This window comes from Stenotrophomonas sp. YJH_SMC_19, assembly GCF_059367915.1.
Genome location: NZ_JCAFRI010000001.1, coordinates 66,576 through 80,239, shown reverse-complemented (window position 1 = coordinate 80,239; position 13,664 = coordinate 66,576). Strand labels below are relative to the sequence as shown.

General features: G+C 67.7%; 12 protein-coding genes. 8 read left to right on the top strand and 4 right to left on the bottom strand.

Translation table 11 applies throughout. The annotated features are described in order from the left end of the window. Positions 1 to 71 precede the first annotated feature (71 nt). Positions 72 to 485 (top strand): MerC domain-containing protein, encoded by a 414-nt coding sequence (locus tag AC5P5R_RS00345; RefSeq protein ID WP_008264835.1) that lies wholly within the window; start codon positions 72 to 74, stop codon positions 483 to 485. 110 nt (positions 486 to 595) lie between these two features. Continuing rightward, positions 596 to 775 carry a 30S ribosomal protein THX gene (locus tag AC5P5R_RS00340; RefSeq protein ID WP_004150462.1) on the top strand — a complete coding sequence of 60 codons (180 nt, stop codon included), beginning with the start codon at positions 596 to 598 and terminating at the stop codon, positions 773 to 775. A 100-nt stretch (positions 776 to 875) separates the two neighbouring features. Here the strand turns inward: AC5P5R_RS00340 and AC5P5R_RS00335 are convergent, their stop codons facing one another. The 3 genes from AC5P5R_RS00335 to AC5P5R_RS00325 form a co-directional block, all read right to left on the bottom strand. Continuing rightward, complete coding sequence (locus AC5P5R_RS00335) at positions 876 to 2,126, bottom strand: alkaline phosphatase family protein (protein WP_043035680.1); 1,251 nt, start codon at positions 2,124 to 2,126, stop codon at positions 876 to 878. 427 nt (positions 2,127 to 2,553) lie between these two features. Beyond that, the gene (locus tag AC5P5R_RS00330; RefSeq protein WP_021202265.1) at positions 2,554 to 3,045 is read right to left on the bottom strand and encodes a methylated-DNA--[protein]-cysteine S-methyltransferase; all 492 of its coding nucleotides are present in this window, start codon (positions 3,043 to 3,045) and stop codon (positions 2,554 to 2,556) included. Next, positions 3,042 to 4,520, bottom strand: a complete 1,479-nt coding sequence (locus AC5P5R_RS00325) for a DNA-3-methyladenine glycosylase 2 (protein ID WP_099523286.1) — start codon at positions 4,518 to 4,520, stop codon at positions 3,042 to 3,044. Before AC5P5R_RS00325 ends, AC5P5R_RS00330 begins: the two co-directional genes overlap by 4 nt. Before the next feature lie 508 nt (positions 4,521 to 5,028). Here AC5P5R_RS00325 and AC5P5R_RS00320 point away from each other — a divergent pair. The 4 genes from AC5P5R_RS00320 (at position 5,029) to ubiM (ending at position 8,455) form a co-directional block, all read left to right on the top strand. After that, positions 5,029 to 6,192, top strand: a complete 1,164-nt coding sequence (locus AC5P5R_RS00320; RefSeq protein ID WP_049454703.1) for a COG3904 family protein — start codon at positions 5,029 to 5,031, stop codon at positions 6,190 to 6,192. A 58-nt stretch (positions 6,193 to 6,250) separates the two neighbouring features. Further along, positions 6,251 to 6,796 (top strand): DUF4019 domain-containing protein, encoded by a 546-nt coding sequence (locus AC5P5R_RS00315; protein ID WP_005408699.1) that lies wholly within the window; start codon positions 6,251 to 6,253, stop codon positions 6,794 to 6,796. Between the two features lie 11 nt (positions 6,797 to 6,807). After that, positions 6,808 to 7,197, top strand: a complete 390-nt coding sequence (locus tag AC5P5R_RS00310) for an MAPEG family protein (protein WP_005412709.1) — start codon at positions 6,808 to 6,810, stop codon at positions 7,195 to 7,197. A 79-nt stretch (positions 7,198 to 7,276) separates the two neighbouring features. Beyond that, positions 7,277 to 8,455, top strand: a complete 1,179-nt coding sequence (gene ubiM, locus AC5P5R_RS00305) for a 5-demethoxyubiquinol-8 5-hydroxylase UbiM (protein ID WP_012479587.1) — start codon at positions 7,277 to 7,279, stop codon at positions 8,453 to 8,455. Positions 8,456 to 8,466: 11 nt separating this feature from the next. Here the strand turns inward: ubiM and AC5P5R_RS00300 are convergent, their stop codons facing one another. Further along, positions 8,467 to 8,688: an RNA-binding S4 domain-containing protein gene (locus tag AC5P5R_RS00300; RefSeq protein ID WP_012479588.1), complete on the bottom strand. Its 222-nt coding sequence runs from the start codon at positions 8,686 to 8,688 to the stop codon at positions 8,467 to 8,469. A gap of 266 nt (positions 8,689 to 8,954) precedes the next feature. Between AC5P5R_RS00300 and AC5P5R_RS00295 the strand changes: the two genes are divergently transcribed. Next, entirely contained in the window at positions 8,955 to 10,919 is a 1,965-nt protein-coding gene (locus AC5P5R_RS00295) for a DEAD/DEAH box helicase (protein WP_012479589.1), read from the top strand. Between the two features lie 218 nt (positions 10,920 to 11,137). Continuing rightward, on the top strand, positions 11,138 to 13,561 hold the full coding sequence (locus AC5P5R_RS00290) for a putative bifunctional diguanylate cyclase/phosphodiesterase (RefSeq protein WP_005412713.1): 2,424 nt from the start codon (positions 11,138 to 11,140) through the stop codon (positions 13,559 to 13,561). Positions 13,562 to 13,664: the final 103 nt, after the last annotated feature.

Sequence of the window (13,664 nt, the reverse complement as noted above, 5' to 3'; positions counted from 1 at the left end):
GAGGGAAACCGTGCGGGTCGGAGAGGGATGTTATATTATTCCATAACGATTCGCCGACCCTGCTGGAAGTCATGTCCCTGTCCTCACGCCTGCGCCACCTGCTCGACCGTTTCGGCGCCACTGGTTCGATGCTGTGCGCGGTGCACTGCGCGGTGATCCCGGTGCTGCTGGCCGCAGCGCCTTCATTGGGTCTGTCGTTCTGGCTGAGCGACGGCGTGGAACAGGCGCTGGTGGTGTTCGTGACCCTGCTGGGGTTGTTCAGCCTGGTCTGGGGCTACCGCCGGCACGGTGCGCTGCGTGCGCTGGGCTTCCTGATTCCCGGCCTGGTCGCATTGTGGGCCGGCGTGCTGTATGACCCGCTGCACCACAATGCGGTGCCGCACGCGGTGGTGATGACCATCGGTGGCCTGCTGGTGGGTGTGGCCCATCTGGTCAACCTGCGCCTCAACCACGGTCACGTGCACGACGCCAGCTGCGCGCACTAGGCGCTCCGTGATAGGATTTTCGATCGTGCGCGGGGGCGCCCAGCAAGGCGGCCCCGCCGAACCCGTGTCAGTACGGGGTAACCAGATTTCACATTTGAGGAGTTGAAGACATGGGTAAGGGTGACCGCAAGACCGCCAAGGGCAAGCGCTACAACGCCAGCTATGGCAACGCCCGTTCGCACACCGCCAGCAAGGTCGCCGTAGGCGCCGCCGCTCCGGTTGCCAAGAAGACCGTGGCCAAGGCTCCGGCGAAGAAGGCTGTGGCGAAGAAGGCCGTCGCCAAGGCCTGATCCGGTCGAACGACCGGTTCAATGAAAAACGCGGCGCCTGGCGCCGCGTTTTTTTATGCCTGCCCGGTGAGCCGAGCGTGGGTTCGGCTCTACAACCGCATCAGCGCAGTGTCTTCTTCAGCGTTTCCGGATTGCCATCGTTCGGCGCGGCCGGTACCAGCAGCAGGTGGGCCAGCAGCGGATAGACATCGACGTTGTCGAAGCCATCGATCACCAGGCCCTGGCGGAACGACGGGCCGCCGGCCACGAACACTGCGCGCATGGAAGGCAGTGCGTTGTCGTAGCCATGCGAACCTCGATCCTGCTTCGCACGCTTGGCGATCTTCTCCTGATGCAGGGCATCCCAGCCTTCATCCATGACACAGACGATGGCCGGAACCCGCGGATGCGTGCCGTAGTGCCAGCGTGCCGGCAGGTTCTCCTTCTTCCAGCATTCGTAGTGCGCGTGGCGTCCGAGCAGGGCGCGTTCGGCTTCCGCTTCGCGGCCGGCGACCGGCGCAAAACCCACCGACTGGCCTTGGCTGATATTGCGTGCAATGGCCGGGTCGGCCATCGACTCGGTCGCGATCACGTTGCCGTCGGCGACGCTGGCCATGCCGTGGTCGGACACGACGATCACGTTGGTGGTCTTGGCCAGATCGCGCTGCTGCAGCCCGTCGAGCACCTGGCCGACGATCTGGTCGGCGCGCACGATGGCGTCGGCGTACTGCTTCGACCCGGGGCCGTAGTTGTGGCCGGCCTTGTCCACGTGTTCCATGTACAGCGTGGTGAGGCGCGGTGCATCAGCATCGGTCTGTGCCAGCCAGTCGAGCACGATGCCGGCCCGCTGCTCCAGCGGTTCCTTGCCGTCGTATACGCGCCACTTGCTGGGGCGCACGCCGCGGATTTCAGACTCACTGCCCGGCCACGCCGTGGTGGCCGAACGTACGCCAGCGTTCTCGGCACTGACCCAGATCGGTTCGCCACCCCACCAGCCGCTGGTGGTGACCGCGTCGCGGTTGCTCAGTTCGAAACGGCCCAGGGTTGCATCGTCCATGCTGTTGTTGACGATGCCGTGGTGGTCCGGACGCAGGCCGGTGACGATGGTGTAGTGGTTGGGGAAGGTCAGCGACGGATAGGACGGCGTCATCCAGCGTGCACGCACGCCGCCGTCGATCAGTCGCTGCAGGTTCGGAGTGAGCCCACGGTCCAGCGCATCGGCGCGCAGGCCGTCGATGGAGATCAGCAGCAGCTTCGGAGGCGAAGCCGCAGCGGCGGAACCGGGAACGGAGGCGGAAGGGGCGGGCGCGGTGGTGCAGGCGGCCAATGGCAGCAGCAGCGCCAGCGCGCAGGTCAGGCGTACGGAAGTCATCCACGCATGATAAGCCCGCGCAATGACGCGCCCAAGACACGGCGCGCTATCGCGCCCCGTGTCCGCGCATTTTTCCTTATCGCCGCGCCTGTCGGCGCGCCCCCTTCAACAGGAAGGGGGCTTTTCTCCAGACATAATTCCTGATGCTTCCATCCACGCATGGCGTGGATCTACCGTGTCGACCAAGGTCGACACCTACCAACAGTTGCGCAGAATGACGTCCGGACAGATCGCCGGAACCTGTCGAAGGCTGGGTGGGTCCGGTTGCAGGGGCGTGAGCGCCATGGATGGCGCGACCGAGCTTACAGGGACGTACTTGCAGCGTCCCCTGCAACCGGACCCACCCTGCCTCCCCCCAGGAAGCCCGCTGTTGCTGTTGCTGTTGCTCTAGCCTCTGCGGGTGCCGGGCGCAGCCCGGCCAGCCCTCTCAGGCGAACAGCGGGGCCTGGCGTTGTTCCAGCCGTAGCAGTGCCGCCTTGGTTTCCAGTCCGCCGCCGAAACCGGTCAATGCGCCGTTGCTGCCGATCACGCGATGGCAGGGCAGGATGATCGGCAGCGGATTGCGCCCGTTGGCCGCGCCGACCGCGCGGGTCGCACTGGGCTGGCCAAGGTGCTGCGCCAGCTGCAGGTAACTCCAGGTCTGGCCGAACGGAATCAGTGCCAGCGCCTGCCACACCCGCAGCTGGAACGGCGTGCCACGTGGCGCCAGCACAAGGTCGAAGCTGCTGCGTTCGCCGTGCAGGAACTGCAGCAGCTGTTCGCGCGCTTCCGGCAGCGCATCCGGTGCGTAGTGCCAGTCATCGCGTCCGCGTGCCGGATGGCGGTTTTCGGGGAAAAGCACGTGTGACAGGCCACGTTCGTCACCGGCGATGGTCAGCACGCCGATGGGGCTGTCGAAGCGATCAAACAACAGGGTCATGTCGGTTCTCCAACGAACGTGCCGGACAGGTGCCACAGGTGCAGCACGGCGTAGGCGCGCCACGGGCGCCACGGTTGCGAGCGCGCTTCAGTTGCACGTTCGCTCAGGCGCTGGCCCTGTGCGTGGCCGAGCACCTGCTGCAGCACCAGGTCGCCGGCGGGGAAGGCGTCGGGCTGGCCGAGCCCGCGCAGGGCGATGTACTGCGCGGTCCACGGGCCGATGCCGGGCAATGCCACGCAGCGCGCAACAAAGTCTTCCAGGGCCTGCCCGGGTCCGAAGTCGAGCTGGCCGCTGGCACATGCAGCGGCCAGCGCACGCACCGTGGCGGCGCGGCTGCGCGGCAGGCCGATCGATTCCAGCGGCGCCTCGGCCAGCACCTCGGGCGCTGGGAACTGGCGATTGAACTCGAACGGCATGCCCGGCAGATGCGCCCCATACGCATCCACCAGACGCCGCGCAAAGGTAGTGGCGGCGGCGACGCTGACCTGCTGGCCGAGCACGGCGCGTACGCCGACCTCGAAGCCATCCCAGCCGCCCGGAACGCGTAGCCCCGGGCGTTCGGCGATGCCGCGTGCCAGCAGCGGTTCCTCGCCCAGGGCGGCATGGACCTGTTGCAGGTCGGCGTCCAGATCGAACACACGACGCACACGGCGCACGATGTCGGGGATCAGGCGCGGGTCGACCGCACCCAGCTGCAGACGCAGTTCCGGGCGCTTCGGGTCGGCGGTGACGCGCAGCAGGGTGGGGCGCTCGGGTGTGCCGAGCACGCGCTGGTAGCTGTCTTCGCCGATCAGTTCGATGCCAGGCAGGCTGCGCTTGCGCAGGAAGGCCAGCATGCGCGGGAAGTCCAACGGTGGGCGGTACACGAGCCGCAGTACCAGGCCGCCGTCATCGGCGGCCAGCGGCTGGTGCTGGCGACGCAGCGCCGTCGGTGCCATGCCGCAGCCCTGCAGGAAGGCGGTATTGAAGCGGCGCAGACTGTTGTAGCCGGCGGCCAGCGCAACATCGGTCACCGGCAGCGTGGTTTCGGTCAGCAGTTGCTTGGCCAGCAGCAGGCGGTGGGTGGCATGGATCTGTCCGGGTGTTGCGCCAAGATGTTCGACGAACAGGCGCTGCAGCTGGCGCGCGCTGAGGCCGATCTTCTGCGCGAGGTCTGCAACGGGCTGCTCCTGCAGGAAGCCGCCGTGGATGATGGCGAGGGCGCGCTGCACGGTTTGCCCGGCCAGTGCCTGCTGGGCCTGCGGTGCCAGTTCGGGGCGGCAGCGCAGGCACGGCCTGTAGCCGGCAGCAGCGGCCGCGGCAGCGGTCGGATAGTAGGTGATGTTGCGTGGCTTCGGCGGCGGCGCCGGGCAGACGGGGCGGCAATAGATGCCGGTGCTGCGCACGGCGGTGAAGAAAACGCCGTCGAAGCGTGCGTCACGGGCCAGGCGGGCGCGGTCGCAGGCGGCGGTGTCGAGGGCGAGGGCGGTGTCCATGGCGCCAGTCTAGGCCTCTGGCGACGGCGATACTCGCCACATTCGGACATGGATGCTGAAGGGGGATCTGGCAGGGCTGCGCCCGGCACCCGCGGTAGTGCAGGCCGCTGGCCGGCAACGGCAACGGCAACGGCAGAAGCTGGTTTCCTGTGGGGAGGCGGGGTGGGTCCGGTTGCAGGGGACGCTGCAAGTACCCCTCCGGGGCCCGGCCGCCGCTGGCGGCTGTGCGTTCGGGCGCTTGCGAAGCAGTGCTTCGCAAGCAAAGCGCCCTCACCCATGTAAGCTCGGTCGCGCCATCCATGGCGCTCACGCCCCTGCAACCGGACCCACCCCGCCTTCGACAGGTTCCTGCGACCTGTCGGGACGGCGTTCTGCGCGGCTGTTGGTAGGTGTCGACCTTGGTCGACACGCTTTTCCCAAGGGTCAGAAGGGGTTCAGTGCCACGCGCTGAATGCGCGTCCCGGACGGGTAGACTGTGGCTCTTGCTCACGTGAAGACTGGTTGCCCGATGTCCGCCAAACTCCGCTGGTTGCCCCTGTTGTGCCTGGCCCTGGCGGGCTGCAGCCAGCTGGAGAATCCGGGCAATGTCACCGCCGCCGACAAGGCCGCGCGCGCGCCGGCCAGCGATGGCGAGAACATGGTGTCGATCAATGCGGCTGACGCACCGCCACCGCCGGCGCCGCCGCGCAGCCGGGCGGATCGGCCGTGGCCGCAGGCGCAGTTGGAGAATGGCCGCGCCTGGGTCAGCTGCAGTACCGAGTACGCCGGTGAGGCGGGCGATGGCGTCGAGCTGGAGGGCCTGCAGCGCGAACAGATCACCCAGGCGCTGACGCCGTGCGCCGAACGTGGCCTGATGCGCGTGCGTTACGCCGGCAAGATCAATCCGGGCTTTGCCGAGATGATGTGGCGACTGGCCGTGGTCGCTGACGAACAGAAGATCCACAAGCGCATCCTCGACCTGGATTCCAGCGGAGGCCAGGTGGAATCGGCGATTGTCGCCGGCGACAGCATCGGTGAATCGGGCTGGACGATCTGGGTGCGCGAGGGCTCGATCTGCCACAGTGCCTGCGTGTTCGTGCTGGCTGCCGGTGACAACCGCCTGCTGTCGGGCAAGGTCGGCATCCACCGCATGATGCGGATCAGCTCGAAGGCCACCTCGCGCGCGGAACTCAATCGCGAGCTGCACGAGGTCTACGACAACGTGAAGGACTACCTGCAGCGCAACGGCGTGGCGGTGGGTGTGGCCGATCTGATGATGACCGTGCCCAACCGCAGCCTGCGCCTGCTGACGCAGGATGAGCTGCGCCAGTACGGCCTGGACGGCACCAACGCGGTGCAGGACGATCTGGAACGGATCAAGCAGATGCGGGCCTGTGGTGACGACTTCGTGCAACGCAAGGACGCGTTCCTGATTGCCTTCGACCAGCAGTGCAAGCGCGAAGGCGCCGACATGGAATCGATCAACAGCTGCGGCCAGGCACTGAAGCAGCGCTTCGGTTTCCCGGATGCGGTGTGCCCGGAAGAAAGCCCACTGTCGGAGATCGATGTGGCAACGCTGCCACCGGCACCGTCGGAGCCGCCACCGGTGGCCGAACAGGCGCCAGTGAACACCGCCGCGCCCGCCGCGCAGGCTGATGCGGCAGCGGTGGAGGGCAACGCCCCGGCACGCTGACGGCATAGTCACCGCGCTGGCGTAGACTGCGGTTCTCTCCAGAAAACCGGCGGTGTCCATGAAGCGCGTGCTCCTGCTGCTGTCCCTGCTGCCCCTGACCGCATTGGCGCAGGCACCTGCGCCGGCCACGCCGGCACCGGCTCCGGCACGCCCGGCCCCGGCCTCGCCAGCGGCTGCGAAGCCAGCCACCGCCGGTGCCCCGGCGTTGACCGCTGCACAGCAGGCCCAGGTGCAGAAACAGGATGCCGAGATGGGCGCTGCTGCACTGAAAGCCGCACAGCTGGTCGATGCCAACCGCGCCGGCGAACTGTGGGATGGCGCCTCCGCCGTCGCGCGTCGTGCGGTGCCGAAGGCCGCATTCGTCAGCCAGTTGACCACCGAGCGCACGCGCCTGGGTGCGCTGGCCGGGCGTGGCCAGCCCACCATCACCCGGGTCAAGTACAGCGCAGGTGCCGCGGTGCCGGAAGGGCTGTACATCAACGTCAGTTTCCCGACCCGTTTCGCCAACAGCGCGCAGCCGGTGCGCGAGCTGGTCTCGTTCCGTTTCGACGAGGACCAGGTGTGGCGCCTGGCCGGTTACAGCCTGCGTGCGTCGGCACCCTGAGGAGATGAATGATGGCAACTGAATTGACGATGCTGGCCTGGTCGGTCCTGCTCGGCTTCGTTTACATCTTCGCCACCTCCACCGTGGTCACCCGCGAGCGCGGGATGAAGTGGAATGCCTCGGCACGCGATGGCGACGCAAAGCCGGTCAGCCCACTGGCCGGGCGCCTGCAGCGTGCGCAGGCCAATTTCCTGGAGACGTTCCCGTTCTTCGCCGCCGCCGCCATCGCGGTGGTCGTGGCCGGTCGCGGCAACGACACCACTGCACTGGCGGCGCAGGCCTACTTCTGGGCGCGTGTGGTCTATCTGCCCCTGTACGCCGCAGGCGTGCCCTACGTGCGCAGCCTGGTGTGGCTGGTGTCGCTGCTGTCGATCCTGGCGCTGGTGTTCGCACTTCTGTAAGTCGGCCTGATCCAGATCAAGGCCGCTCAGGTGCGCGGCGCTATGCTGGCGCGGACTGAATCAACGGCAGGAGGCGCGCATGCGCAGGATGGACGTGGTGGTGGTCGGCGCCGGACCGGCAGGTCTGTGCTTCGCGCGCGCGCTGGCCGGCAGCGGGCTGCAGGTCGGGCTGGTCGAAGTGCAGCCGCGCCAGGCCCTGGCCGAGGCCGCCTTCGATGGCAGGGAGATCGCGTTGACCCATGCCTCGCGGCAGAGCATGGAGCAGCTGGGGCTGTGGCAGCGCCTGCCGCAGGCCGAAGTCGCTGAACTGCGCGATGCCAAGGTGATGAACGGCGGCTCGCCGTTCGCGCTGACCTTCGCCAGCACCCAAGTCGACGGCCAACCGCTGGGCTGGCTGGTACCCAACCATCTGATCCGCCGTGCCGCATGGGATGCGGTGCAGGGCCAGGACGGCGTGGAACTGTTCGACGGGCGCAAGGTGCAAGGCGTGCAAGCCGATGCACAGGGCCATGTGGTCAAACTCGATGACGGCAGCCAACTGCATGCGCGGCTGCTGGCGGCCGCTGACAGCCGCTTCTCCGCCACCCGCCGCATGCTCGGCATCGGTGCGCAGATGCGCGACTTCGGCAAGTCGATGCTGGTGTGCCGCATGCAGGTCGAGCGCGACCATCGCCACACTGCCTGGGAATGGTTCGGCTACGGCCGCACGATGGCGCTGCTGCCGCTCAACGAGGGCCAGGCCTCGGCGGTGATCACGCTGCCGCCGCGGCAGATCGACGCGCTGCTGGCGATGGACGAGGTGGCCTTCGGCGAGGCCATCAGTGCTTGCTTCGAACATCGGCTGGGTCGGATGCAGCCGGTGGCCACGCCGCAGGCGTATCCGCTGGTAGGTGTGTACGCGCACCGTTTTGTTGGCGAGCGTTCGGCGCTGATCGGCGATGCCGCCGTCGGCATGCACCCGGTCACCGCGCATGGCTTCAACCTGGGCCTGGCCAGCGCACAGCGGCTGGCGCAGGGCATCGTCGCGCAGCAGCGTCGCGGTGCCGACATTGCCGCCGCCGGCATGCTGGCCAGCTACCAACGGGGTCACCGGCTGGCGTCGCGGCCGCTGTACGAGGCCACCAATGCGATCGCCAGCCTGTACACCGACGATCGCCGCCCGGCGCGACTGCTGCGGGCGGCCGGCCTGCGCCTGGCGCAGGGCGTGGCACCGTTCAGGCAGCTGATTGCCTCGCACCTGACCCAGCGCGTAGCCTGAACAGCCTCACATCAGCCGGCGGCCAGCACCCGGATCTGGCTGTCGGCGAACTCGACCACCTGGCCTGCGCGGATCTTGCAGGCCTTGCGCAGTTCGACTTCGCCATCGACCCGCACCTGGCCGTCACTGATGACCATCTTGGCCTCGCCGCCACTGGTGACCAGGTCGGCCAGCTTGAGCAGCTGCTTGAGTTCGACGTAGTCACCGTCGAGGTCGAATTCGAGAATCTGCATGGAGCGGGGTTCCTGGGAAGAGGGCGCAGGCCAGCGGCCGGGCCGGGAAGAGGGCGCGTATTGTGCGCCAGCACGGGGCATGACGGCACGCGCACGGAAAGCTGTACGCCTCGTTCAGCATCAATGCGGTATCATCCCGCTCTGAGCGAGTGAAATCTCCTCCGACCGAGCAGCGCCAGGGCACGCGATAAGAAGGGCGCCCAAAGCGCGGACCATCCCTTTTTTATCGCACTGCCAGGAAGACGGCAGTGCCTTCGGAGTTCCCCATGTCCCAAGATTCCCAAGCGCCGCTGCAGTTCGCGCAGCTCGGCCTGTCCGAGCCCGTGATGCAGGCGGTCACCGCCATCGGCTACGAAACCCCGTCGCCGATCCAGGCCGCCACCATCCCGGCGATGCTGGAAGGCCGCGACGTGCTGGGCCAGGCCCAGACCGGTACCGGCAAGACCGCCGCGTTCGCGCTGCCGGTACTGTCCAACATCGACCTGCAGCAGATCAAGCCGCAGGCCCTGATCCTGGCGCCGACCCGCGAACTGGCCATCCAGGTCGCCGAGGCGTTCCAGTCCTACTCGTCCAAGATCCCGGGCTTCCGCGTGCTGCCGGTGTACGGCGGCCAGCCTTACGGGCAGCAGCTGTCGGCGCTGCGCCGTGGCGTGCATATCGTGGTCGGTACCCCCGGTCGCGTGATCGACCACCTCGACCGCAGCACCCTGGACCTGTCCGAGCTGAAGACCCTGGTGCTGGACGAAGCCGATGAAATGCTGCGCATGGGCTTCATCGACGACGTCGAAGCGGTGCTGAAGAAGCTGCCGGAGCAGCGCCAGGTGGCCCTGTTCTCGGCCACCATGCCGCCGCAGATCCGCCGCATCGCGCAGACCTACCTGCAGGACCCGGTGGAAGTGACCATCGCGGCCAAGACCACCACCTCGGCCAACATCCGCCAGCGTTACTGGTGGGTGAGCGGCATGCACAAGCTGGATGCGCTGACCCGCATCCTGGAAGTCGAGCCGTTCGACGCGATGATCATCTTCGCGCGCACCAAGGCCGGCACCGAAGAACTGGCCAGCAAGCTGCAGGCCCGTGGCCTGGCCGCTGCCGCCATCAACGGCGACATGCAGCAGGCCCAGCGTGAGCGCACCATCGCCATGCTGAAGGAAGGCAAGCTGGACATCCTGGTTGCCACCGACGTGGCTGCGCGCGGCCTGGACGTGGAGCGCATCAGCCACGTGCTGAACTACGACATTCCGTACGACACCGAAAGCTACGTGCACCGCATCGGCCGTACCGGCCGTGCCGGCCGCAGCGGCGAGGCGATCCTGTTCGCCACCCCGCGCGAGAAGGGCATGCTGCGCCAGATCGAGCGCGCCACCCGCCAGCCGATCGAAGAGATGCAGCTGCCGAGCGTGGAAGCGGTCAACGACAACCGCATCAACAAGTTCACCACGCGCATCACCGAAACCCTCGGTGCCGGCGGCCTGGACTTCTACCGCCAGCTGCTGGAGCGCTTCGAGAACGAGCAGAACGTGCCGGCCATCGAGATCGCCGCCGCGCTGGCCAAGATGCTGCAGGGTGACACCCCGTTCCTGCTGCAGCCGCCGGTGCGTGCCCCGCGTGAAGAGCGCGCCCCGCGCGAGCGTTTCGACCGTGGCGACCGTCCGGAGCGTGGCGATCGCTTCGACCGCAACGAGCGTGGTCCGCGCTTCGAGCGTGGCCCGCGTCGCGACGACGCCGAAGGTGGTTTCGAGCAGCGTCCGCGCCGTGAGGTTCCGCCGCGTGGAGCACCGGAGCAGGGTATGGAGACCTACCGCATTTCGGTGGGCCACCAGCATGGCGTGAAGCCGGCCAACATCGTCGGCGCCATCGCCAACGAAGCGGGCCTGGAAAGCCGCTTCATCGGCCGCATCGACATCCACGACGACTTCTCGCTGCTGGACCTGCCGGCACAGATGCCGCCGGACGTGCTGTCGCACCTGCAGAAGGTGTGGGTGTCCGGCCAGCAGCTGCAGATGCGTGCGCTGGCTCCGGGTGAAGACACCAACCCGGCCCCGCGTCCGTTCAAGCCGCGCTTCGACAAGCGTGGCCCGGGCGGCCCGGGCGGCCCGGGTGGTCCGCGTCGTGGTGGCCCGGGTGGTCCGGGTGGCCATGGTGGCCATGGTGGCGACCGCGGCGGTGACCGCGACAGCCGGCCGCCGCGTCGTGACGGCTTCAAGCCGCGCGGCCCGCGCAGCTTCTAAGCCGCACCCGCAGCCGTCCATAACAACGCCAGCCCCCGGGCTGGCGTACAGGAAAAGGGGACGGAGGGGATTAAGTCGTAAATGGCAGGCCATGCGCTTATGCCGAAAACGACTTAATCCCCTCCGTCCCCTTTTTCGCATGGCCCACACATTGCCGGTCATAGGCTGGGCCGGTTCCAAGGCAGGTTGTCACCGCAGCACATTCGGGGGGATCCGGGATGGGTAGAAGTGGCACGGACCAGCAGAGCCGGCGGGTGCCGATGACCCGTGGGCTGGGATTGCGCTTTGCGTTGTTGACGGGCATGGCGATCGGGTTGGTCGCGTTGTCCGCGTTGATCCAGGAACTGCAGGCAGCCTCGACGGCCTGGATTGCCGGCCAGGGGTACTGGTCACGAGGGCAGCAGGATGCAACCGCTGCGCTGAGCCGCTACCTGGCGCGTGGCCATGCCCAGGACCTGGATGACGCGCGCCAGGCGCTGCGGATTCCATTGGGCGATCTGCAGGCCCGGCTGGCGCTGGAACAGGCGGTACCGGACGAGGAAAAGGCCAGGCAGGGCTTCCTGCAGGGTGGCAACGCGCGCGCCGATATCCCGCGCCTGGTGTTCTCGTTCCGCTATGCACGCGACATCGGTGCATTCCGGGAAGCAACCACGCTGTGGCGACAGACCGACGATGATCTGTTGGCCGTGCAGCGGCTGGTTGCCGAGCTGCAGTCGGGGCACGCCCAAGGCGTGCTGCCAGCGGCGGACCGCGATCGGTACCTGCAACAACTGCGTGATCTGGACCGGCGGCTGCAGGTGCAGGCGCAGGCATTTTCGCAAGCGTTGCTGCGCATGGCCACGATGGTACGGATCGCCACGCTTGTGGTCGGCGGGTTGTCGGTGCTGGCGATCAGCCTGATGGCGGTGGCCCTCGCGCGCCGCGTCGGCAAGGACCTGACCGAGCATGAAAGCCGCTTCCGTGCGGCCTTCTACCAGGCCAATGTCGGCATGCTCAAGCTCGACACCGACGGCAAGGTGATCGAAGCCAACCAGGCGATGGCCGACATCCTCGACTACCGACGCGACGTGCTGCTGCAGATGTCGCTCGGCGATCTGTTGATGGAAGGCGAACTGGTCATCGATGGCGTCGGCCGCATCGACTGGGACCGGCAGCTGCGGCCGAGTGAACTGCGCTTCTGCCGCCGCGATGGCAGCCTGGTGTGGGGGCGCTGGAGTGGCACCGGCGTGCGCAGCGCGGGAGGCGGCCTGTCGGTGTTTGCGATCATCGAGGATGTCAGCCAGAACCATGCATTGGCACGTGAGATCGAGCATCACGCCAGCCACGATCCGCTGACCGGCCTGATCAACCGCCGCGAGATCGAGCGGCTGCTGGAGCGTGCGCTGCTGCAGGTACGCAGTGATGGCGGTACGCATGCGCTGTGCTACATCAACCTGGACCACTTCAAGCTGGTCAACGACAGCTTCGGCCATGCCGCCGGTGACCAGATGCTGCGCAGTTTCGCCGACTATCTGGTGGCGGCCGTGCGTGACGGTGACTGGGTCGGCCGCCTGGGCGCCGACGAGTTCGCCGTGTTCCTCGCCCATGCCGGGCAGGACGAAGCCAAGCGGGTGCTGCAGCGGGTGATCCGCAACCTGGGCCAGGCCACGTTTCCGATCAGCGAGGGCAGCCCGCAGCTGAGCTGCAGCATCGGCGTGGTCGAGGTCAGTGCAGATGCGCCGGACGTGAACTGGTTGATGAGTGCCGCCGACAGCGCCTGCTATGCCGCCAAGCAGGCCGGGCGCAACCGCGTGCACTGCTTCAATGAGAACCGCATGGCGCTGGAGGAGCGGCGGCAGGAGGCCGAGCGCCTGCAGGGCGTCAGCCTGGCGATGGCCGAGAATCGCATGCTGCTGTATGCACAGCGCATCGCCCGCGTGGGCGATCCGTCCTACCTGCACTACGAGGTGCTGGTGCGCATGCGTGGTACCGATGGCAGCCTGCATCTGCCCGGCCAGTTCATGCCGGCGGTGGAGCGCTATGGCATGGCAGTGGCGCTGGACCGGCACGTGCTCGGGCTGCTGTTCCGCCACCTGCAGGTGTGCCCGGCGCACGTGCGACAGCTGGGCCTGTGCAACGTCAACGTGTCCGCGCAGTCGATCGCCGAGCCGGGATTCCTCGCCTTCGTCTGCGACCTGCTCGAGCGCAACCGCGCGCTGGCCTCCAAGTTGTGCTTCGAGATCACCGAGACCGCGGCGATCAGCAACCTCAGCCAGGCCCGCGCCTTCATCGATGCGGTGAAGGCACGGGGGTGCCGGATGGCGCTGGATGACTTCGGCTCCGGCCTGTCTTCCTTCGGCTACCTGCGCCAGTTGCCGGCGGACATCCTGAAGATCGACGGCGCCTTCGTGCGCGACATGGATACCGACCCGGTCAGCCACGCCACGGTGCGCGCGATCAGCGAGCTCGGGCGCGAGCTGCAGATGGAAGTGGTGGCCGAGTGGGTGGAGACCGCCGAGGTTGCCGGTGCGCTGACCCGGCTTGGCGTGCAGGGGCTGCAGGGCTATGCCATCGAACGGCCGCAGCCGCTGGAGCGGCTGACCCTGGTCGATCTGCGCCCGGTACGGCTGGTCGCGGTGAAGGGGCCGCCGGCGGCTGGCTGAACCGCGGGCGCCGACTTTGGTCTACACATGCGTGGCGTGCCCGGCTGCGATAATGCGCGCCAGGGGCGGCGCGCAGTGGGCGCGGACGTAAGCAGGAACAGGA